19 protein-coding genes are annotated in these 19676 nt (G+C 62.6%); 10 read left to right on the plus strand and 9 right to left on the minus strand.

The features are described from left to right. Window positions 1–93: 93 nt before the first annotated feature. Window positions 94–1035, plus strand: a complete 942-nt coding sequence (locus DLD99_RS12590) for a LysR family transcriptional regulator (RefSeq protein ID WP_114882455.1) — start codon at window positions 94–96, stop codon at window positions 1033–1035. On the opposite strand, the gene DLD99_RS12595 is transcribed toward DLD99_RS12590, so the two are convergent. Then, window positions 998–1858, minus strand: a complete 861-nt coding sequence (locus DLD99_RS12595; protein ID WP_114882457.1) for a LysR substrate-binding domain-containing protein — start codon at window positions 1856–1858, stop codon at window positions 998–1000. The two genes, DLD99_RS12590 and DLD99_RS12595, sit on opposite strands and share 38 nt — an antisense overlap. 137 nt (window positions 1859–1995) lie before the next feature. On the opposite strand from DLD99_RS12595, the gene DLD99_RS12600 reads away from it, so the two are divergent. The 4 genes from DLD99_RS12600 to DLD99_RS12615 are packed head-to-tail and all read left to right on the plus strand — an operon-like array spanning window position 1996 to window position 6232. Next, window positions 1996–3048: an agmatine deiminase family protein gene (locus DLD99_RS12600; protein ID WP_114882459.1), complete on the plus strand. Its 1053-nt coding sequence runs from the start codon at window positions 1996–1998 to the stop codon at window positions 3046–3048. A gap of 3 nt (window positions 3049–3051) precedes the next feature. Further along, a complete protein-coding gene (aguB, locus tag DLD99_RS12605; protein ID WP_114882461.1) occupies window positions 3052–3960 on the plus strand; it encodes an N-carbamoylputrescine amidase in 909 nt (302 codons plus the stop codon). Between the two features lies 1 nt (window position 3961). Beyond that, a complete protein-coding gene (locus tag DLD99_RS12610; protein WP_114882463.1) occupies window positions 3962–5065 on the plus strand; it encodes an extracellular solute-binding protein in 1104 nt (367 codons plus the stop codon). 48 nt (window positions 5066–5113) lie between these two features. Beyond that, entirely contained in the window at window positions 5114–6232 is a 1119-nt protein-coding gene (locus tag DLD99_RS12615) for an agmatine deiminase family protein (RefSeq protein ID WP_114882465.1), read from the plus strand. 9 nt (window positions 6233–6241) lie between these two features. Here the strand turns inward: DLD99_RS12615 and DLD99_RS12620 are convergent, their stop codons facing one another. From DLD99_RS12620 to DLD99_RS12635, 4 genes are all read right to left on the minus strand, one after another. Beyond that, window positions 6242–6904: a glutathione S-transferase family protein gene (locus DLD99_RS12620; protein WP_114882467.1), complete on the minus strand. Its 663-nt coding sequence runs from the start codon at window positions 6902–6904 to the stop codon at window positions 6242–6244. A gap of 32 nt (window positions 6905–6936) precedes the next feature. Next, window positions 6937–7344, minus strand: a complete 408-nt coding sequence (locus DLD99_RS12625) for a RidA family protein (RefSeq protein ID WP_114882469.1) — start codon at window positions 7342–7344, stop codon at window positions 6937–6939. A 24-nt stretch (window positions 7345–7368) separates the two neighbouring features. Further along, window positions 7369–7863, minus strand: a complete 495-nt coding sequence (locus DLD99_RS12630; RefSeq protein ID WP_114882471.1) for a PaaI family thioesterase — start codon at window positions 7861–7863, stop codon at window positions 7369–7371. 70 nt (window positions 7864–7933) lie between these two features. Further along, window positions 7934–8770, minus strand: a complete 837-nt coding sequence (locus DLD99_RS12635; RefSeq protein WP_114882473.1) for an SDR family oxidoreductase — start codon at window positions 8768–8770, stop codon at window positions 7934–7936. Between the two features lie 112 nt (window positions 8771–8882). Here DLD99_RS12635 and DLD99_RS12640 point away from each other — a divergent pair, with 112 nt between their 5' ends. Then, entirely contained in the window at window positions 8883–9788 is a 906-nt protein-coding gene (locus tag DLD99_RS12640; RefSeq protein ID WP_114882475.1) for a LysR family transcriptional regulator, read from the plus strand. 7 nt (window positions 9789–9795) lie between these two features. Here DLD99_RS12640 and DLD99_RS12645 read toward each other — a convergent pair whose 3' ends face one another. Continuing rightward, complete coding sequence (locus tag DLD99_RS12645) at window positions 9796–10749, minus strand: LysR family transcriptional regulator (protein WP_114882477.1); 954 nt, start codon at window positions 10747–10749, stop codon at window positions 9796–9798. Window positions 10750–10892: 143 nt separating this feature from the next. On the opposite strand from DLD99_RS12645, the gene DLD99_RS12650 reads away from it, so the two are divergent. Both DLD99_RS12650 and DLD99_RS12655 read left to right on the plus strand, forming a co-directional pair. Further along, entirely contained in the window at window positions 10893–12071 is a 1179-nt protein-coding gene (locus tag DLD99_RS12650; RefSeq protein WP_114882479.1) for a M20 aminoacylase family protein, read from the plus strand. A gap of 30 nt (window positions 12072–12101) precedes the next feature. After that, entirely contained in the window at window positions 12102–13406 is a 1305-nt protein-coding gene (locus DLD99_RS12655; protein WP_114882480.1) for an MFS transporter, read from the plus strand. A 19-nt stretch (window positions 13407–13425) separates the two neighbouring features. Here DLD99_RS12655 and DLD99_RS12660 read toward each other — a convergent pair whose 3' ends face one another. Further along, entirely contained in the window at window positions 13426–13710 is a 285-nt protein-coding gene (locus DLD99_RS12660; RefSeq protein ID WP_085708409.1) for a FecR/PupR family sigma factor regulator, read from the minus strand. A gap of 214 nt (window positions 13711–13924) precedes the next feature. Here DLD99_RS12660 and DLD99_RS12665 point away from each other — a divergent pair, with 214 nt between their 5' ends. Continuing rightward, window positions 13925–15835, plus strand: coding sequence for a tyrosine-protein phosphatase (locus tag DLD99_RS12665; RefSeq protein ID WP_114882481.1), 1911 nt, complete (start codon window positions 13925–13927; stop codon window positions 15833–15835). Between the two features lie 29 nt (window positions 15836–15864). On the opposite strand, the gene DLD99_RS12670 is transcribed toward DLD99_RS12665, so the two are convergent. Together DLD99_RS12670 and DLD99_RS12675 are read right to left on the minus strand one after the other, a co-directional pair. Further along, window positions 15865–16839, minus strand: coding sequence for a helix-turn-helix transcriptional regulator (locus DLD99_RS12670; RefSeq protein ID WP_114882483.1), 975 nt, complete (start codon window positions 16837–16839; stop codon window positions 15865–15867). A gap of 82 nt (window positions 16840–16921) precedes the next feature. Then, window positions 16922–17827: a LysR family transcriptional regulator gene (locus DLD99_RS12675; RefSeq protein ID WP_096821669.1), complete on the minus strand. Its 906-nt coding sequence runs from the start codon at window positions 17825–17827 to the stop codon at window positions 16922–16924. Window positions 17828–17932: 105 nt separating this feature from the next. Between DLD99_RS12675 and DLD99_RS12680 the strand changes: the two genes are divergently transcribed. Continuing rightward, the gene (locus DLD99_RS12680) at window positions 17933–19660 is read left to right on the plus strand and encodes an amidohydrolase (RefSeq protein WP_114882485.1); all 1728 of its coding nucleotides are present in this window, start codon (window positions 17933–17935) and stop codon (window positions 19658–19660) included. The last annotated feature ends 16 nt before the right edge of the window (window positions 19661–19676 follow it).

The raw sequence follows: 19676 nt of genomic DNA on the forward strand, positions 1-19676 counted from the left end.
ACTTTAGGGGCTTGCGCCGACACGATAAACGCGCAACCTTGGCGTTCACTGTTTGGCATAGCCAAACAATCGAGCCGCCATTAGAGGTTGGATATGGACCGTTTTGACGCGATGCAGGCCTTCGCCCGGGTGGTGGAGGCGGGCAGTTTCACCAAGGCCGCCGAAACCCTGCACATGAGCAAGACCACCGTGACCCATCTGGTGCAGCAACTTGAGGCGCGCCTGCGGGTCAAGTTGCTCAACCGCACCACGCGCAAGGTCAACGCCACGGCGGACGGTGCGGCCTATTACGAGCGGGTGATCAGGTTGCTGGCGGACATGGACGATGCCGAGACCAGCCTTCCCGGCGCGGCGGCCCAGCCCAAGGGGCGCTTGCGGGTCGATGTGCCGAGCCCTTTGGCCAATCTGATTCTGGTGCCGGCGCTGCCCGAGTTTTGCACGCGCTACCCGGAAATCCAGATCGACATGGGCGTCAGTGACCGGATCGTCGACATCATTGATGAAAACGTCGACTGCGTGGTGCGCGGCGGGGAGTTGCGGGATCAGTCGCTGATGGCCCGGAAGGTGGCGGATCTGCAACTGGGCGTATATGCCGCACCGAGCTATCTGGCCCGGGCCGGCACTCCGGCGCATCCCCGGGATCTGGAGGACAGCCATCACCGGGTGGTCGGTTTCCTCTGGGCGCGCACCGGCAAACCGGTGCCTTACGCCTTGCACAACGAACACGAAGACTTGCAGATCAAGGGCCGCCACGTGCTGGCTGTCGATGACGGCAATGCCTACCTGTCGGCGGGTCTCGCGGGGCTGGGCGTGTTGTGGTTGCCCAAATACATGTCCAAAGCACACGAGGCGTGCGGTGATCTGGTGCCGCTGTTCGAAGACTGGCGCCTCGATCCGATGCCGCTCTACGTCGCGTACCCGCCCAACCGTCACATCAGCCGCAAGCTGCGGGTGTTCATCGATTGGGTCGCCGAGGTGATGGCCCGTCATGCACCGGTCATGGATCGCTCAGGTTCGCCAGCAACCACTCGGTGAAACTGCGGGCCATCGGGTCGCTTTCGCTGTCGCGGTGGGTCAGCAGCGCCCAGTTCGGGCCGCGAATGGTGTCGTCCACCAAGGGCTGCAACAGCCCGTCGGCCCGGGCCTTGCGGCTGAGCAACTGGCTGACCAGCGCGATGCCGAGCCCGCTGCACGCGGCGTCCAGCAGCAAACCTGGATCGGAGAAGTTCAGGCCCTGATCCTGCTGGCCGACATCGATCCCCGATTCCACCGCCCAATGGCTCCAGTCCATTTCCCGTTCGCCATGCAGGGTTGTCCGCTGTGCGCCCGGCACGCTCAGCAGGCTCGGGTGACACGCCGGATAGAGCCGGTCGGCATGCAGCACCCTGAAGCTGCATTCGGCCTGCGAGCTAATGTCGTCGCGCACCGCGATATCGATGGTCTGGGTCGCCATGTCCGGCACTTCATCGGTGCTGAAAATCCACAGGTCCACCTTCGGATGCTGACGGCGAAAATCCCCCAGACGCGGCAGCAACCAGTGCCGGGCAAACGCCGGCGTGGTGTTGAGCACCAGTTGATTGGGCTTCTGGTACTGCCCCAGCCGCCGGATGCCCACCGACAGTTGCTGCAACATCGCCTGGGTGGTGCTGAGCAGATCGTGGCCGGCGTCGGTCAGCGCCACGCTGCGTCCGCTTCGGAAAAACAGCGGCTGCTCCAGGTAGGCCTCAAGGCTGCGGATCTGCTGGCTGATGGCCGACTGCGTGAGGCTCAGCTCTTCGGCGGCCTTGTGAAAACTGCCCAATCTGGCAGCGGCTTCGAAGCCGCGCAACGAGCTGAGAGGTGGCCAGTGTTTCAGCATGATCGATAAGTTCCTCTAATCAGTTTTCCGCTAAATCCATCGTTTGTTTGCCCGTCAGGCCGCCATTAGCATGCACATCAACGCCGCCAAGGCTGTTTTCATTGAACACAATGGCTTAACTCAAAGGGCTTTTTACCATGCAGCAGAACAAAAACAACAACAGCGGTTGGATGATGCCGGCAGAGTGGGTAACGCACGCCGCGACCTGGATGGTCTGGCCCCACAACAAGGCCCTGTGGGAGTCGGGCTGGCGCGTGACCTTGCCGTTGGTACAGGAAGATTTCGCCCGCGTCGCCAACGCCATCGCCCGGTTCGAACCGGTGAAAATGGTCGTCGATCCGTCGGCCATCGCCAGTGCCAAAGCCCTGTGCGGGCCGAACATCGAACTGATTCCGCTGGCGGTCAACGACAGCTGGTGCCGCGACTCCGGCCCGAGCTTCGTGGTTCACCCTGAGCAGGGTCTGGCCGGTGTGAGCTGGCGCTTCAACGCCTGGGGCGGCAAGTCGGCCCACGATCTGGACGAAAGCCTGGCCCGTCGCGTACTCAATCATTTGGGCGGCGAGTGCTTCGGCACGGCGTTGAGCAACGAGGGCGGCGCGATCCATGTGGACGGCGAGGGCACCCTGATCACTACCGAATCGGTGCTGCTCAACCCCAACCGTAACCCCGGCGTGAGCAAGGCCGAGATGGAAGAAATCTTCAGTCGCCTGCTCGGCGTGAAGAAAACCATCTGGCTGCCGGGGGATCCGGATTACGTCACCGGCGACATGACCGACGGCCATGTTGATGGCGTCTGCGCCTTCGCCCGTCCCGGCGTGTTGCTGGTGGATGCGACTCACGATCGCAGCTCCGTGTACGCCGAAGTGGTGCGGGAAAACCGCCGCGCACTGGAACTGGCCACCGACGCTCAGGGCCGCAAGTTCGAGCTGATCGAGCTGTATGAAGCCACCGATGCCGTGGACACCGAAGCTGAAGTGTTCTGCGCCTCGTACACCAATTTCTACATCGCCAACGGCGCGATCATCATGCCGGCGTACGGCATCGGGGCCGACCATGTGGCGGCAGAAACCCTGGCCAAGGCGTTCCCGGGCCGCGAAGTGGTGCCGGTGCAGATCAATCATCTGGCCCATGGCGGCGGCGGTGTGCACTGCATCACCCAACAGCAGCCAGCCTGGCCGGTGGAGGGTTGATCGATGACGATGTTGAAAGTCGCTACCACCCAGATGCCGTGCACCTGGGACCTGAAAAGCAACCTCGACCGCGCCGAGCAACTGGTGCGTGAAGCGGCGGGGCAGGGCGCGCAAGTGATCCTGTTGCAGGAGCTGTTCGCCACGCCGTATTTCTGCATCGAGCAGAGCCACCACCATATGGCGCTGGCCGAGGAGTACCGCGACAGTCAGGTGCTGTCGCGCTTCGCCGCACTGGCCCGTGAACTCGGCGTGGTGCTGCCGCTGAGCTGGTACGAGAAGGCCGGCAATGCCTACTTCAACTCCCTGAGCGTGGCGGATGCCGACGGGCGCCTGTTGGGCGTGTACCGCAAGACCCACATCCCCAACGCCATCGGCTATCAGGAGAAAGAGTATTTCAGCCCCGGCGACACCGGTTTCAAAGTCTGGGACACCGCATTCGGCCGGCTCGGCGTGGGCATCTGCTGGGATCAGTGGTTTCCGGAAACCGCTCGCTGTCTGGCGTTGATGGGCGCCGAAGTGCTGTTGTACCCGACCGCCATCGGCTCTGAGCCGGGCTGCGCGGATCTGGACTCGCGGGACCACTGGCAGATGACCATGCGTGGCCACGCGGCTGCCAACTTGCTGCCGGTGATCGCCTCCAACCGCGTTGGCCGCGAAGTGGCGGGCACCGATGCGGCGCTGCAAATGAATTTCTACGGCTCGTCGTTCATCTGCAACCACAAGGGGAAAATGCTCGCCGAAGCCGACCGCGCCAGCACTGGTGTGCTGGTGCAAAGCCTCGATCTGGCAGCCATGCGTGAAGATCGCTTGAGCTGGGGCATCTACCGCGACCGTCGCCCGGAAATGTACGGCGCCTTGTTGAGCCAGGACGGCCGTCACCTTCACGCCCGCTGGAACCCTCAAGGAGTCTGATATGCCTACTTCACACAAGTGGTTGCTGGGCGCTCTGGGCCTGGCGCTGGCCGGTTTGATGCCGGCCGTGCACGCCGAAGACAAGACATTGCGGCTGTACAACTGGGCGGATTATTTCGCCGAAGACACGCTGACAAAGTTCACCGCCGAAACCGGGATCAAGGTGATCTACGACGTGATGGACGGCAGCGAAACCCTGGAGGCCAAGATGCTGTCCGGTGGCAGCGGCTATGACCTGATCTTCCCCGGCGACACAGTGGCCGAACGGCTGATGCGCGCCGGCAGCCTGTTGCCGCTGGATCCTTCGAAAGTCACGGCGATGAATGACATCGAACCGGGCCTGCAGAAACTGCGCAGCCATTACGAGCATTCGAACAAGGCCACGGTGCCTTATACCTGGGGCACCATCGGCCTGACCTACAACGCCGAGCAGATCAAGCAGCGCATGGCCGATGCGCCGGTCAACAGCCTCGACATGCTGTTCAAGCCGGAATTGGCGGCGAAATTCGCCGATTGCGGGATTTCGATGATCGACTCGCCGGACGAAGTGCTGGCCGTGGTGCTCAATTACCTGGGCCGCGACCCGCGCAGCGCCAAGCCTGCGGACCTGGCGGCGGCCAGTGACTTGCTGATGAAACTACGGCCGTACATCCGCAAGTTCCAGTCGCAACCGGTGACCGATCTGGTCAACGGCAACCTGTGCCTGTCCCTCGGCTACAGCGGCGACATGACCCAGGCCCAGCGCACCTCGGACAGCGCCGGCAAGCAGACTCGCTTCCAGTACCGCGTGCCTCGCGAGGGCACTACGGTGTGGATGGACACCATGGCCATTCCGGTGGATGCCAAACACCCGGAATACGCCTACGCGTTCATCAACTTCGTGATGCGCCCGGAGAACATGGCTGCGATCAGCAATTTCACCGGTTACCCGACCTCCAACGCCAAGGCCCGGCCAATGGTGGATGAGGCGATGCGCAACAACCCGGACATCTATCTCGACGAAGCGACCTATGCTCGTCTGATACCGGGCAAGGATATTCCCCAGGCCGACATGCGTGCCCGCATGCGCACCTGGACCAAGTTCAAGACCGCCACTGCAAAGTGATTTTTCCGGGCCGCTTCGGCGGCCCATTCCACCTACAGGAACGTACACATGCCGACTCGTCGCGAGTTCATCAAACAGGTTTCAGTCGCCGCCGGCGTAGGCGCTGCCGTCATGGGCCTCGGCCTGTCCCCGGCGCGGGTGCTGGCGGCCAGCGAAGGTCGCTGGTTCATGCCCGACGAGGGCGACAAACACGAACGTGCCTACATGGCGTTCGGCGCGCAGGACGCAATCTGGGAAGATTTCACCGAAGACGTTCAGGAAGCCCTGGGCCGCATCGCCCGCGCCATCTCCCGCTACGAGCCACTGACCATTTACTGCCGCAGCGGCGAACGCAGCCTGGCCGAAGAGATTTGCGGCACGTCCAACATCACCTACCAGATCGCCAACCTCGACGACATCTGGATGCGCGACATCAGCGCCAACTTCGTCATCGATGACAAAAGCGGTCTCGGCGCGGTGGACTTCAATTTCAGCGGCTGGGGCAACAAGCAACAGCACTCCAAAGACGCGAAAATCGCCCAACGAGTGGCGCAAGACGCGCAAGCGACCTACATCCGCAGCGAACTGGTGGGCGAGGGCGGCGGTATCGAAGTCGATGGTCACGGCACCGGGATCATGACCGAAAGCTGCTGGGTCAACGCCAACCGCAACCCCGGCTGGAGCAAGGCCGATGTCGAGGCGGAACTGAAAGCACGCCTGGGCCTGCGCAAGATCATCTGGCTGCCGGGCATCAAGGGCAAGGACATCACCGATGCCCACGTCGATTTCTACGCGCGCTTCGTCAAGCCCGGCGTGGTGATCGCCAATCTCGACACCGACCCGCAATCCTACGATCACAAGGTTACGCTGGCACATCTGGAAATCCTGAAGAAGGCCACCGACGCCGACGGTCGCCCGCTGCAGATCCACACCGTGTCGCCACCGCTGAAGCCGCGCAAGACCAAGTTCAACAAGAACAACGACGACTTCGCGGCCGGTTACATCAACTACTTCGTCATCAACGGCGCGGTCATCGCCTCGGAGTTCGGCGACAAGGACGCCGACAAGAAAGCCTTCGACCTGCTCAAGCAGCTCTACCCGAACCGCGACGTGGTGCAGATCAACATCGACGCCATCGCCGCTGGTGGTGGCGGGATTCACTGCGTGACCAGTCACCAGCCGGCGTGAGGCCGTTGCTCAGCGAAACCGTTGGGGAAGCGCTTCGGCAAAGGGATAGAAGTCAAACCAGGGTCTGGCTTCGTCGATCACCAGGCTGAAAGACGGACGCGGCACCAGACGCTCGAAATAAGCGCTGAGGCGAGGGCGGTCGTTGCCAAACGGCACCAGCGTACTGGCGTAGAACAAGGCCGGGCTGGCCGAGCAATCGGCCATGCTGTAGTCCGGGCTGGCGATCCACGGGTGGGTCGCCAACTGGTTTTCCAGCATGTCGTAGGCGGTGTTCAGCAAGGTGCGCTGGCTGCTCAGGTCGGCGTTTCTGCTGTGGATGCGGTCGGCGACGATTTGCGACATCGGCGTCATCACGTAGTTGTCGAAAAACCGGTCCCAGAGGCGAACCTGCAGCGCTGTGTCCCAATCGTCGGGGATCAAGCGGCCCGCTCCAGCGTGATAGCGATCCAGATACTCGATGATCACGCTCGACTCCGGCACGTTGCGCTGGCGGGCGCGATCCTGCAGCACCGGGAACTTGACCAATGGCCACAGCGCCCGCAACTCGGCCCGCTCGGCTTCGCTGGACAGGTCGATCAGGCGTTTTTCGAAAGCGACGCCGTGTTCGTACAGGGCAATCAGGGCTTTGTGGCAGTAGGACGACAATGGATGGTAGTAGAGGGTCAAGTCCATGGTTCAACGCCTCGCGGTGATAGTAAAAAACACTACACAGGTATAGCGCGCCTGCGCACGGCCACACATTTGATTTCCACCAGCAGCCCCGGATGGGCCAGTTCGCTGACGCCGATGCAGGTCCAGGCGCAGAAGCCTTTGGGGAACACGCGGTTCTTCACTTCGCGAAACACCGGCATGTGCCGGCTCATGTCGACGTGATAAGTCGTCATCTCCACCACGTCTTCGAAGGTGCAACCGCCGGCCTTCAGCACTTCTTCGAGGTTTTCCCAGGCACGGATGAATTGCTGCCCGGGGTCTTCGATGACTGCCAGATCTGCCGTCCGGCCGACCTGACCGGCGCAATAAAGCGTGTCGCCGACTAGAACCGCCGGAGCGTAACCGGCGCGTTCGACGATGGGCTTCATGGATTCGGGGATGATGATTTTGCGATCGGGCATGCAGTTTTCCTTCAGTGACGAGTTTTAGCGACCGTGAGCGGCCGCTGCCAACTGCCCCGCATCGACCCGCACAAACACCGAATCACCCACCGCCGTCAGCACATCCCCGGCATACACCTCACAGATCACCCGGCTCTTGCGCCCGACTTCTCCTTCGACTTTCGCCTTCAACGTCAGCGGTACGCCCATCGGCGTCGGCTTGATGAACTTGATGCCGAGGTTGCCGGTGACGCAGTTGATGCGTGGCAGACTTTCGGCTTCACGCCCTTCGGCGCGGTAGTGGTAAGCCATCGCTGTCCAGTTGGAGTGACAGTCCACCAGCATCGCGATCAACCCGCCGTAGACCAGCTCCGGCCAGCCGCAGTATTTGGCCTCGGGCACATGCTCGGCCATGACGTGTACGCCGTCTTCGTGCCAGAAACTCTTGATGTGCAAACCGTGCGGGTTGCTGCTGCCGCAGCCGAAGCAGACGCCGTCGGGGGCGGCGGTGTCTTGCAGGGAGGTGTCGAGTGGGGACATGCCGGGGTCATCCTTAAACTGTTAGCCGAACCGGGCGGATTCTAACCCCGAATAAAGGACGAAGCGTGATTTAGTCCGGCGCCAGATCCCCAAACCAGTAAGCTGCCGTGACGCCGCCATCCATGAGGAAGTCGCTGCCGGTAATGAAGGTGCCCTCAGGTCCCATGAGCAAAGCACCCACGGCTGCCACTTCATCCGGTGTGCCACCACGCCCGGCGGCGCTGCGTTCAATCATGCGCCGGTAGCCTTCACCGCGCGGGCCGCTCAACTCATCCCGGGCCAGTGGCGTGAAGATGATGCCCGGGCTGATCGTATTGACCCGCGCACTTCGTTTACCCCATCGCACGGCCTCGGCCATGACCCGCAGCGAGTTGCCGCGTTTGGAGACTTGATAAGCATGCAGCGGGTCGCTGATGCATTCGGCGGACAGCATTGGCAACGCCAGCAGTTCCTCGGTCGGTGTCGTCGCCAGCGCCTTGTTCTGTTCAGCGCTCAGCGCCGGCAAGCGGTGCCCGGATTGCGAGGCAATCACGATGGCTGAACCGCCGGCAGCGATGACCTGGCCGAATTCCTCCAGTACGACGGCCGTGCCGTACAGATCGACGCGCAAAATGGTTGCGGCTGACGCTTGCGAGGGTGAAACCCCGGCCGCGTGGATGACCCCGCTGATGTCACCGAGGGCGGTAGCGGTCTGGACCAGCGCTTGCACCGAGGCGCGAGAGGCAACGTCTACCACGGCGGTGGTCACGTCGAAACCGGCATCGAGCAGGACCTTTGCGGCGGCATCGGCGTTTTTCTGTTTGAGATCGGCCAGCACCACATGCTTGCCTGCGCTGACACGCCGGGCAATCGCCTGGCCGATGGCGCCTGCACCGATCACCACGATCACTTTTGCAGAGTTGTTCATGGGTTCACCTCACATGAGAGCCGGATTCCCGACGAGGTGAACGACTCTATATTGCTGCTGATTGCTCAACAATATAGGGTTGGCTGCATGCCTTAGTGAGGGATTTTCATCAATGTTGCGCGCAGATCTGCCTGGCCTTACAGCCTTCATCGCGATTGCCGAACAACGCAGTTTCAGTGGTGCAGCGCGAGTATTGGGAGTGTCTTCGTCGGCGCTCAGCCATTCGATGCGCAACCTGGAGGCGCGCCTGGAAATGCGCCTGTTCAACCGCACGACGCGCTCGGTGTCGCTGACCGAGGCGGGGGAGCAGTTGCTCAACGGGGTTCGACCGTTGATGAATAACCTGGCGAACGTGGTCAACGAGGTCACCTCCGCCCGGATCAGCCCTTCAGGGTCGATCCGTATCAGCGCGTCGGAGTCGTCGATCCGGCCGTTGATTCGCCACGTGGTTCCCGAGTTCATTGCCCGCTATCCGAACATCCATATCGAGTTCGTGGCCGACGCTGCGCTGCAAGACATTGTCGGCGACGGTTTTGACGCCGGCATCCGGCTGATCGATGACGTGCCACGGGACATGATCGCCATCCGCTTTGGGCCCGACGTGTGTTTCGCTGCCGTGGCCTCGCCGGACTACCTTCAGCAGCATCCGGCGCCACAGGTGCCGCAGGATCTCAAGGCCCATCGCTGCATTCGCTTTCGCTTCACCGGTGGCGGTCTGTTTCGCTGGGAGTTCAGACAGGGCGAACAAAGCGTCAGCCTGGATGTGGAAGGTCAGTTGACGATGGACAACCTCAACCTGATGGTCGAGGCCGCGCTGGCCGGTGCGGGAATCGCCTGGGTGCCGCAGTCCCTGGTGGCGGAAGCTTTGCAGGCCGGCCGGTTGGTCCGCTTGCTGGAGCCATGGAGTCCAAACTATTCGGGGCTCTGCCTGTATTACCCGGCCAACCGACATCCGCCTACCGCACTGCGTTTGTTTGCTCAGGCCGTGCGGGACTGGGCGAGCCGGGGCGTCTCATAGCGTTGCCTCAGATCAACAACCCCAACGTATCGAACAACTCGACATCCTCCGGCCTCGCCGAGCGTGCGCGGCGGCGTATCACTTGCAGCAGGCAGTCGACAAAACACTGCGCCGCCGCGCCCAGCGGGGCGTTGCGCGGGGTGACGATGCCGATGACATCATTGGCGAAGGTCTCGGCCAGATCGAGCCGGGCCACGCGTTCGCGATAGCCGGGCACTGTCAGCATGGGTTCGGGAAAGTAGCTGAGCATGTCGGTCTGTTCGATCAGCGACAACGTCAGTTGCGGCGAGTGCGCGCGGTGGATGTGTTGCAGGTCGATCTGCGCGCCGTGTTGCCAGAACAGCTCGGTCATCAAGCCTTCGTGGCTGGCGTCGGGGTAGTTGACCACCCAGTCCTGGTCGAGCAGTTGGTGGATGGAACTGGCCTTGCGCAGCGGATGATCGTGGCGGGCGACCACGGCCATGCGGTAGGAAAAGATTGGCTCGCTGACGAACTCCGGACGCGGCAGCAGCGACGAGACCAGGCCTACCGCGAACTCCATCGTTCCGTCGCGCAGTTTTGGCAGGGCCACGGCCATCAAGCCTTCGAAGATCTCCAGACGCACTTGCGGCATGCGCTGGCGGAACAGGGTGACGACTTCCGGCAGCAGGGTCATGCCCATCCACGGCGAGATGCCCAGGCGCAACTGGCCCTGGGCCTGATCGCTCAGGTGTGTCAGCTCCAGTTGCGCGCGCTCAAGCTGACTCAGCATCTGCCGCGCATGCTGCAGCAGCGACTGGCCGTAAGCGGTCAGCACCACGCCGCTGGCATTGCGTACCAGCAGCGGCAATTGCAGGTGTTCCTCCAGTTCGCGCAGGGCCTTGGCCACGGCGGTCTGCGAAACGCCCAGTTGCCGCGCCGCCGCACGAATGCTGCCGCAGTCGGCAATCATCACCAGCGCCCGCAGTTGATGCAGCTTCATCCCTTTCTCCTGTTGTGACGGTGTAAACCCACGGTTTTCAGCCCCCGTTTTTTGCGACTGCCGCGGCATTCGGCAAGTCATTAGGATCGCAGGGTATCAGTCGAACACCCGAAAACGCCCCCATAAAAACAAGGAACCTGCTGATGACCGATCTGCCTGCACTGCCCGGTATCCGTGCGCTCGAAGAAGAAATGATCGCGCTGCGCCAACACATTCACGCCTACCCGGAACTGAGCTTCGAAGAGTTCGCCACCGCCGATCTGGTGGCGGGCAAGTTGAGCGAGTGGGGCTATGAGGTGCATCGCGGGCTGGGCGGTACCGGCGTGGTCGGCCTGCTGCGCCAGGGCAGCGGTGACAAGATGATCGGCCTGCGCGCCGACATGGATGCGCTGCCGATCATCGAGCAGACCGGGCTGCCGTATGCCAGCCGCCACGAAGGCGTGATGCACGCCTGCGGGCACGACGGGCACACGGCGATGCTGCTGGCAGCCGCGCGCCATCTGGCCGAAAACCGCAATTTCGACGGTTCGCTGGTGGTGATCTTCCAGCCCGCCGAAGAGGGTGACGGCGGCGCGCAACGCATGCTCGATGACGGCTTGTTCGAACTGTTCCCGTGCGACGCGGTGTTCGCCATGCACAACATGCCGGGGTTGCCGGTGGGCAAGCTGGGCTTTCTCGAAGGGCCGTTCATGGCCTCCACCGACACCGTGACCATCCGTGTCGATGGCGTTGGCGGCCACGGCGCGATGCCGCACAAAGCGGTCGATCCGGTGCTGGCGGGATCCGCAATTGTCATGGCGTTGCAGAGCATCGTCTCGCGCACTGTCGACCCACTCGACACGGCAGTGGTGACGGTGGGGGCCTTTCATGCCGGGATCGCCGCCAACGTGATTCCCGATCACGCCGAGTTGCAGTTGAGCGTGCGCGCACTCAAGGCCTCGGTACGTGACGATTTGATCGAGCGCATCACCCGCATCGCCCAGGCCCAGGCCAGCGGTTTCGGGGCGCGGGCGACGGTGGATGTGGACGAAGCGCAACGCTTCCCGGCGCTGTTCAACGATGAAGCCAAGACCGCTTTTGCGCGGCAAGTGGCGATCGATTGGGTGGGCGAGGAAGGGCTGATCCCGAACATGAAACCGCTGACCGGCAGCGAGGATTTCGCGGTCATGCTGCAACGCTGCCCCGGCTGTTACCTGCTGATCGGCAATGGCGACGGGGAGGGCGGCTGCATGGTCCACAACCCCGGTTACGACTTCAACGATGACTGCCTGGCGACCGGCGCCAGTTACTGGGTGCGACTGGTGGAAGCCTTTTTGGCCTGATCCGTTTCGACAATTTCAGGAGTTCGCCCCATGTCCACCGTCATTACCAGCGCTGCGGCCACTGCTACCGCGACGCGCAAGCCCATCGGTGCGCGGGCCATTGCCGCGATCACCATTGGCTCAGGCCTCGAGTTCTATGATTTTTCCGTCTACAGCTTTTTCGCCACACTCATTGGCCGGCAGTTCTTCCCGGTGGAGAGCACGCTGGGGCAATTGCTGCTGTCACTGGCCACGTTCGGCGTCGGCTTCGGTATGCGCCCGATTGGCGGAATCGTGTTGGGCGCCTACGCCGACCGGGTCGGCCGCAAACCGGCGATGATGCTCACGCTGTGGCTGATGGCGCTCGGTTCGCTGCTGTTTGCCATCGCCCCCACCTACGCGCAGATCGGCCTTGTGGCACCGGTGCTGATTGTGCTGGCGCGACTGGTTCAAGGGTTTGCCATGGGCGGTGAAGTGGGGGCCTCCACGGCGATGCTGATGGAGTACGCCGACGACAAAAACCGAGGTTTCTATGGGAGCTGGCAGCTGTTCAGCCAGGGCTTGAGCTTCATGTTCGGCGCGCTGGTGGCGCTGGGGTTGAGTTCGACCTTGTCGGCCGAATCCCTCGAAAGCTGGGGCTGGCGACTGCCGTTCGTACTGGGGATGCTGGTGATTCCGGTGGGGCTGTATATCCGTCGTCACCTCGATGAAACCGCCGAGCAGGAACCGCCAGACGAAGGCGCCACCTCCGGCCTGCGCCTGATTTTCCGGGACTATCGCAAAGTCCTGCTGACCGGCGTATTGCTGGTGATCGGCAGCACGGCGTCCAGCTACATCGTGCTCGATTACATGACCAACTACTCCGTCAGCGTGCTGCACCTGCCGATGACCATGGGCACCACCGCTGCGTGCCTGGGCGCGCTGGTGCAGATCAGTCTGTCGATCTGGGCCGGTCGCCTGAGCGACCGCATCGGCCGTCGCCGCACCATCGCATTGGGCTGCATTCCGATGCTGTTGCTGATCTACCCGGCGTTCATGTTGATGAACCGCTTTCCGACCCTAGGCACGCTGTTGGGCGTTTCAATGGTCACCACATTGTTTCTGGTGCTGATCACCGTGCCGACACTGGTGCTGGTGACGGAGATGTTCCCCCGCAAGATTCGCGCGTCGGGACTGTCGATTATCTATTGCCTGGGGGTGTCGGTATTTGGCGGGTTTGCCCAGTTCTTTGCCACCGGGTTGATCGGACTGACCGGCAACAACAACGCGCCTGCGCTGTATGTGATGACGTGTCTGTGCCTGACCCTGGCGGGGCTGGCGATGGTACGGGAGACCGCAGGCAGGCCGCTGGAGTGAGCGGCCCGGGCGCGGCGCACTAGTTGCGCTGCGCCAGGTTGCGTTGAAACTCTTCGAAGCTGCACGGCAGCGTCGTGGCTTTGCGTTTTTTCGACTTGTCGTGCTCGTCGGGCAATTGATCGCTCAACTCCCAGACCTCAAGCATCTTCGCGTACTCGAAGGCGTGGCGCGGGCTGCTCTGAATCCATTGCTGGAAGGCCTGGCGTTCGTCAGGCGTGCAGGTTTCGTCTTGCAGGCGCAGGCACCAGTGCGCCGCCTGATTGAGGATTTCATCGTCGGCGTCTTGAGGGCTTTGGAGGTTCATTGACTGCTTCCAGGATGGCCGGAGAGGGCACTTTACCCTGCCTCTTGCAAAAAAAACGTCAAAGTTCGACAGGGATTTAGCTTGCCTGACGGACAGAATGCGCGTGCGCCGGACAGATCGCGCCGCCATTTACGCTTTTCGCAGATTTGCCATATTCAGTCACATTTCGTTGTAGATAGTGGGCAGCCCAACCGGTTTCCAATGAGGCTGCATCGTGTTTCCACGTCTTCTGTGTTCGCTGTCCGTGTTGAGTCTGTCCATTGCCGCCGCCCACGCGGCCGACCTTGATACCCCGCGCCTGCAGGGCATCGACAACTTCCGCGATGTCGCCGGTATCACCACGGCCTACTCGACGACCCATGACGGCACGATGCGCGCCGGTGTGTTCTACCGCTCCAACGCGCTGACGCCGACGGCTTCGGATCTGGCGACCCTCAACGGTCTGGGGATCAAGGCCGTTTTTGACCTGCGCACCCCCAGCGAAATCGCAGCAACGCCGGACACCATGATCAGCGGCGCGACCTACCAGAACATCGACATCATCGGCGCCACCACCTCGGGTGCGAACATCACCACGGTCTCGTTCAAGAGCGCGGCCGATGCGATTGCGATGATGCAGGAGACCAACCGCGCCTTTGTCAGCGACGCCGGCATGCGCGGTCAGCTGGGCGTGCTGTTCAACGAACTGGCCGGCGTCGACGGTGCTGCGCTGTTCCACTGCACCGCCGGCAAGGACCGCACCGGCTGGACCGCCGCCGTGCTGCAAAGCATCGCCGGGGTCGACAACGCGACGATCATGAGCAACTACCTGGCGACCAACGACTACACCGCCGCCCGTGTGGCCAAGACCCTGGCGATGATGCCGCCGAGCATGGCCGCGGTCTACGCGCCGCTGCTGGGTGTGGAAGCGAGTTACCTGCAAGCGGGTCTGGATCAGGTGACCGCGCAATACGGCAGCATGGACAACTACCTCAAGCAGGGTCTGGGTCTGTCCCAGGAAACCATTTACGTGCTGCGCGGCAAAATGGTCGAGTACAACAGCCTGCCGGGTCAGGCCGGGCTGATCGGCAACGCCGCGGCCGGCGCGCAACTGTTGCAGGAGCTGCAGAACAGCAAGCTGTCGGGCACCTACAGCGCCTACAACTACTACCTGCAATCGGCCATCGACGCCGGCACTCTGGGCGGCGTCGAGTCAACGGTTGGTGGTCAGGTGCACGCCGATGCGGCCAGTTATCTACTGCGTCAGAACGCGATGATCGAGCAAGCCGCCGCGCCATTCGCCAGCGGCACCGACCTCAAGGTCGGCCAATACCGCTTGTGGAGCACCGCGCTCGCCGGTTACCTCGGCACCGACGGTTCGGCCCATGCGCAAAGCAGCAACGAGCACAGTCAGGGCCTGATGGTCGGCGTCACCCAGCGCTTCTCCGAGCAACTCAGCGCACGGGGCGGGATCGGTTACAGCAAAGGCACCGTCGGCGGGGCGGGCGGCGAGGCTGATACCGACTTCACCTTCCTCAATCTGGGTGCTCGTTATGGCTTCACCAGTCTGGAGCGTGGTTTGTTTGCCGATGCCAACCTCAGCGCCGGTTACGTCGATTACGACAGCAAGCGCGATCTCGGCGGCGGTCTCGGTTCGGCGAAGGGCGACACCCACGGCAACCTCAGCGGCGCCACGCTGGCGCTGGGTTATCGCCTGCCGATGAACGAGATGGTTCTGGAGCCGAGCCTCGGCGTGCGCGTCAGTCGTCTGGACCTGTTGGGCTTCCAGGAAAAGGGCAGCGAACTGGCCCTCGACGTCGACAGCCTCCAGCAAACCCGTCGCAGTGCGGTGGCCAATCTCGACGTCTCGTTCGCCCCGATGCCCATGGGCGCGTGGCAACTGGTGCCGGGTGTGCGGGTCGGCTACGAACGTGTGCTCGGCGTTCATCAGGTCGACAGCGAAGGGCATCTGCTGGGGCTGGATATCGAACAACGCGCGGCGTTCGACAACCGCGATCAGTTCAGCGGCGGCGTCAACCTGATGGCCAACCTCGGCGCCCTGAGCCTGGGTGCCGAAGTCGGTGCCAGCGGTGGCGGCGACAGCCACGGCTTCAGTGGCGGGCTCAAGGCCAGTTATCAGTTCTGATCAACCAAAGGTGAAGAAAAAGGACTGCCTCAGCGCAGTCCTTTTCGCATTTCTGCGGGGCTCACGCCGTAGGCATCCTGAAAGTACTGGCAGAACCGGCCGACGTTGCTGAATCCGTATTGCAGGGCCACATCGGTCACCGAAGACGATTGGCTGTGCTTCAGCGCATCGCAAGCACGTTCCAGACGCACCTGGCGCTGGTACGCGACAATCGAAGTCCCGACAAACCGCCGAAAACCTTCCTGCAACGCCCGCAGGCTGACGTTCACCAACCCCGCCAGATCCGTCCCGCTGACCAGTTGCTCGGGATGTGCCTGAATGTATTCGATGGCCTGTTTCACATGCCGAGGCGCGATCTGCGCCTCAGGTCGGCGCAAGGCTTCGCTGAAGTTATGCGGCCAGGCTTCCAGCACCGCGTCCACCAGCATTTCCCGCAGGCGCGACGGCATCAGCGAACCGGCGTTCAACAACAGGTCGAATTCGGTGCCGGTGGCCAGGTCGATCAGTGCACGAATGCCCTGAAACGCCGGGCTGTTCAGATCCACCCTCGGCTCGAAATGCAGCTTGTGCACGATCGGTCGGCCCAGCAGTGACGACAGGCGTTCGGTGAGCGCCGCGCGGCTGATCGACATGCCGTGCTGGGCATGATTGTCGACGAAACGCATCGAGCGCAGATCCGCCTTGTCGATGGCCAGCCCGATGTGGGGCAGGCCCAGGGATTCGGCGGAGTCGTTGAAGATGATCCGGCCGGCAGTGGGAATCACGAAGGTGATTTCATCGTAGGGCTCGGGGAACTCCACGGTGAAATCACCCCGGTAATGCATGCGCCGGAAACTGACCCCGTCGTGCCGCCCGTAGACGCCGCCGATGATGATGTCCTTGGGCGGTGGCGGTGTGTCGCCATAACGATTGCCGAACATGCGGGAAAACAAAGCGCCGAAGTCGTCGCAGGACATGTCGGCGGATCTGAGGATGATGGTCTGGCGCGTCGGGCTTGAGTACACCGGGAAGGTCACCTTGGCAGTCGGGGCAAAGAGGCGCGAGGACGTTAGCAACCGAGAATGACAGCGACATGACACAAACGGATTACGCCGCTTGCCAGTGCGCCTTCAGGAAATCGATGAACACCTTCACCTTGCGTGTATTGCGCCGATGGGCCTGGTACAGCACGTAGATCCACGGGCCGAAGGCGCTGGGTTCACGCCAGTATTCGGGCATCAATTCCACCAGTTCGCCCCGGGCGAGATACGGCGCGGCGCTCCACTGCGGGAGGAATTGCAGGCCCTGGCCGTCGAGCAGGCAGGCCAGCAGGAAATCGTAATTGTCACTGGCGATGCGTGGGGTCGGCTGGGTCATGCGCAGGCGTCGCTCGCCCTGTTTGACCCACCAGAAATGCCGGTTGAGCAGCGGGTGGCGGAAGATCAGCCAGTCGTGCTGGTGGTAGTTGTCCAGTGACACGTCGCTGCCCTTGCGCGCCAGATAGGCCGGGCTGGCGCAGAGCTGCACGCGGTTTTCCACCAGCGGTTGGGCGATCACCCCCGGCAGATCGATCGGCCCGTCACGCAGCGCCAGGTCGTAGCTGCCATCCACCGGGTCGTCGTAGTTGTCGCTCAGATCCACTTCCAGATTGACCTGCGGGTGCTCGTTCAGAAAGCGGCAGCACACCTGATTGAGAAAGGCCGGGGCGAAGGAGGGCGGGGCGATGATGCGCAACTCGCCGCGCAATTCGTGCTTGAGCTGTTCGACGCCTTCGCTGGCCAGTTGCAGTTGCAACAGCGCCTGACGCGCGCCTTCCAGATAGATCCGCCCGGCCTCGGTCAGCGCCATGCGTCGAGTGGTGCGGTCGAACAAGCGGCTGCCGAGTTCCTCTTCCAGTTGCGCCACGGCCTTGGTCAGGGCCGACGGCGTGTTGCCGAGCACCTCGGCGGCACGGCTGAAATTACCGTGTTCGGCGGTGGCGACGAACATGGTCAGAGCGCTCATTTTGTCCATTTATCTATTCCTGATGGGCACAGAAGTTGTGCGTGAGACGGCATTCAGTTATCCGGCGGGCTTGGCTAATCTGGCCTCAGCCTAACAAAAATAAAGAGAACGCTCATGAAGCAGCTTCTGACCCTGATGGTGTCGTCCGCACTGGCCTGTGCCTCGCTGGAAAGTCTGGCGGCCACCGACCTGATCCTGCACAACGCGAAAATCTACACCGCCGAACCCGGCCAGCCGTTGCAGCAGGCCGTCGCCATCGAAGGCGACAAGGTCGTCGCGGTCGGCTCGGATGCGCGGGTGCTGCGCCTCAAGACCGCCGATACCCGGCTGATCGATCTGGGCGGCAAAGTGGTGATGCCCGGTTTCATCGACTCTCACTCCCACACGATCAAGGGCGGCCTGCAGCTGCTGCAGGCCAATCTCGACGGGCAGATGTTGCCGCTCGATGAGCTGGAATCGCGCTTGCGCCAATGGCGAGAGGACGGCAAGGCCCGGCGCGGCGAATTCCTCAGCGTCGGCGGATTGCCCTCGACTTACTGGAACCAGACCGACGCGCTGGAGCAGCGTTTCAATCAGGGCGAGTGGGCCGATCAGCCATTGTTGCTGCTGGGTTGGGACCTGCACACCGGCTGGGCCAATCGGGCGATGCTCAAACGCGCCGGCATCGATGCGGCGCGCATCCTGGCGCTCAAGCCCGAAGAGAAAGACACCCTCGGTCATCACCCGGACGGGCAGCCGAACGGTTTTATGGTGGACGCCGGGCTCTATCCCGTTCAGGCCCTGTTGCCGCCGCCAACCGATGAAGCACTGCTGGCGGGCGGTCGCGCCGCGCTGGATTACTACAAGAGTCTGGGCATCACCGGTTGGATGGACCCGCTGGCCAACGAACTGCCCGGCGCCGACGTGAAAAACGACTCGCTGGGTGTGCTGCCGACGTACAAGAAGCTTTCGGAAAACGGCGAGCTTACTGCCCACGTCGCCGCGTTGCTGATGGCGGATTCGAAGGCCACTCCAGCGGATCTCGATGAACTGGACAAGGTCCGCCGGCAGTTCCTCGGCGTGCACAACCTGACACTGCCGGGGATCAAGGTGTTCGCCGACGGCGTGGCCGAATCGCCCGCGCAGAGTGCGGCGATGCTGGAGCCTTACAAGAACTCGAAGAAGTCCGGCGAGCTGCTGATCGACCCGACGCACTTTGGCGAACTGGTCAGCGCCGCCGACGCCCGTGGCTGGCTGGTGCACATCCACGCCATCGGCGACCGCGCGGTGCGCGAATCACTCAATGGCTTCGAGCAGGCGCGCAAGGATCGCCAGAGCGGCATCGCCCATTCCATCACCCATCTGCAGATGGTCAACCCGAAAGAATTCGCCCGCTTCAAGGCATTGAACGTCATCGCCTCGATGCAGATGTACTGGGCCAGCGCCGATGAATCGAGCATGGATCTGGTCAAGCCTTACGTCAGCGCCATGGCGTTCATGTACACCTATCCGGCGCGTTCGCTGCTCAAGCAGGGCGCCACCATTGCCGGTGCCAGCGACTGGCCGATCACCACGCCGGAACCGTGGAAAGCCATTTACCAGGCCGTCAGCCGCAAAGGCCCGAAAGGCGTGCTCAACGCCGCCGAAGACATCGACCGCCAGGTCATGTTCCAGGCCTACACCCTCAATGCCGCCAAGGTCCTGCGCCTGGAAGACAGCATCGGCTCGCTCAAACCCGGCAAGCAGGCCGACCTGATCGTGCTCGACCGCGATGTGTTCACGGTCGCCCCGGAAGCCCTGCGCGACACCCAGGTGCTCAACACCTTCTTCGCCGGCCGCGAAATCTATCGCCGCCAGCCGTAAGCCGCACTCCGATTAC

The organism is Pseudomonas kribbensis (genome assembly GCF_003352185.1).
Lineage (GTDB): Bacteria > Pseudomonadota > Gammaproteobacteria > Pseudomonadales > Pseudomonadaceae > Aquipseudomonas > Aquipseudomonas kribbensis.

What these genes read in the sequence shown, in the direction of transcription:
- DLD99_RS12590 (WP_114882455.1), top strand. Translation starts at nt 94, where the DNA reads ATGGACCGTTTTGACGCGATGCAGGCCTTCGCCCGGGTGGTGGAGGCG.
- DLD99_RS12595 (WP_114882457.1), bottom strand. Translation starts at nt 1,858, where the DNA reads ATGCTGAAACACTGGCCACCTCTCAGCTCGTTGCGCGGCTTCGAAGCC.
- DLD99_RS12600 (WP_114882459.1), top strand. Translation starts at nt 1,996, where the DNA reads ATGCAGCAGAACAAAAACAACAACAGCGGTTGGATGATGCCGGCAGAG.
- aguB (WP_114882461.1), top strand. Translation starts at nt 3,052, where the DNA reads ATGACGATGTTGAAAGTCGCTACCACCCAGATGCCGTGCACCTGGGAC.
- DLD99_RS12610 (WP_114882463.1), top strand. Translation starts at nt 3,962, where the DNA reads ATGCCTACTTCACACAAGTGGTTGCTGGGCGCTCTGGGCCTGGCGCTG.
- DLD99_RS12615 (WP_114882465.1), top strand. Translation starts at nt 5,114, where the DNA reads ATGCCGACTCGTCGCGAGTTCATCAAACAGGTTTCAGTCGCCGCCGGC.
- DLD99_RS12620 (WP_114882467.1), bottom strand. Translation starts at nt 6,904, where the DNA reads ATGGACTTGACCCTCTACTACCATCCATTGTCGTCCTACTGCCACAAA.
- DLD99_RS12625 (WP_114882469.1), bottom strand. Translation starts at nt 7,344, where the DNA reads ATGCCCGATCGCAAAATCATCATCCCCGAATCCATGAAGCCCATCGTC.
- DLD99_RS12630 (WP_114882471.1), bottom strand. Translation starts at nt 7,863, where the DNA reads ATGTCCCCACTCGACACCTCCCTGCAAGACACCGCCGCCCCCGACGGC.
- DLD99_RS12635 (WP_114882473.1), bottom strand. Translation starts at nt 8,770, where the DNA reads ATGAACAACTCTGCAAAAGTGATCGTGGTGATCGGTGCAGGCGCCATC.
- DLD99_RS12640 (WP_114882475.1), top strand. Translation starts at nt 8,883, where the DNA reads ATGTTGCGCGCAGATCTGCCTGGCCTTACAGCCTTCATCGCGATTGCC.
- DLD99_RS12645 (WP_114882477.1), bottom strand. Translation starts at nt 10,749, where the DNA reads ATGAAGCTGCATCAACTGCGGGCGCTGGTGATGATTGCCGACTGCGGC.
- DLD99_RS12650 (WP_114882479.1), top strand. Translation starts at nt 10,893, where the DNA reads ATGACCGATCTGCCTGCACTGCCCGGTATCCGTGCGCTCGAAGAAGAA.
- DLD99_RS12655 (WP_114882480.1), top strand. Translation starts at nt 12,102, where the DNA reads ATGTCCACCGTCATTACCAGCGCTGCGGCCACTGCTACCGCGACGCGC.
- DLD99_RS12660 (WP_085708409.1), bottom strand. Translation starts at nt 13,710, where the DNA reads ATGAACCTCCAAAGCCCTCAAGACGCCGACGATGAAATCCTCAATCAG.
- DLD99_RS12675 (WP_096821669.1), bottom strand. Translation starts at nt 17,827, where the DNA reads ATGGACAAAATGAGCGCTCTGACCATGTTCGTCGCCACCGCCGAACAC.
- DLD99_RS12680 (WP_114882485.1), top strand. Translation starts at nt 17,933, where the DNA reads ATGAAGCAGCTTCTGACCCTGATGGTGTCGTCCGCACTGGCCTGTGCC.